The 867-nt window shown below is 61.8% G+C and carries 1 protein-coding gene; it reads right to left on the bottom strand.

Annotated features, from left to right (window positions below):
* The coding region (locus ACH107_RS33205; protein WP_412509840.1) for an IS630 family transposase at window positions 1-639 on the bottom strand (639 nt) is incomplete at its 3' end.
* Window positions 640-867 lie beyond the last annotated feature (228 nt).

Genomic DNA, 867 nt, shown 5'->3' with positions numbered 1-867 from the left:
GTATGGCGGGAGGTAGAGGAACCAGCAGCCATGGTCGTGTCGGGCCTGAGCCGCTTCCTTGTTCCGATGGGTCGCCAGATTGTCCAGGACGACAACGGTGCCTGGCTTGATCTCCGGAACGAGCACGTCGCTGATACAGGAGGCGAAGGCCGGACCGTCCATTGCCCCCTTGATGACCCATGGTGCGATGAATGCGTCCGGGGTCAGACCCGCGATCAGTGCCTGCGTACCCCAGCTGCCAAAGGGTGCCTCCATTGTCAGGCGTTCACCCCGCTGCGCCCTTCCGCGCAGGCGAGTGAGGTTTGTCTTCACCGCCGTTTCGTCAATGAAGACAACGCGTTCTGGCTGCGCACCAATAGCAGGAAGTCGGTGCTTGAACCAGTCTGCGCGCTGTTGCCTTACCTTGGCACGGCGGCGCTCGGTGGCGACCAGCGACTTTTTGTACGTGAACCCGAGCCGGGACAGCAGGTTGGCGATAGAGGAATGATGCACCCGCACGCCCTCGGCATCGGCCAGCGCATCGCGCAACTCAAAGAGCGTGATGTCGGGGTCCTGTGCGACCAGTTCTTCAACGAAGGCCTGGTGCGGCGCCAGCTTTCCCTTGCCGCGCGGCGGACCCTGTGGTGCGGGGGGCAGCATGGCCTTTGGTCCTCACCTGCTGCGCCCACCTTGCGCCCGTGGCCGGCGAAACCTTCAGACGCAACGCCGCCGCCCGCCCGCTCAACCCTTCTTCAATGTATCTCTGAAACCGCGCTCGAAGCGCAGATGATAACGGTGCTGACATGATCCATCCTCCCAAACAGGATGAATCACATCTAACGCCTCAAGGGAATCCCCCATGATTCAAGTTCAAGCCGAAACGCTGTA

This window comes from Roseovarius halophilus (ex Wu et al. 2025) (genome assembly GCF_047086965.1).
The sequence above is the reverse complement of the archived record's forward strand: the minus strand, read 5'-3'. Positions and strand labels throughout refer to the sequence as shown.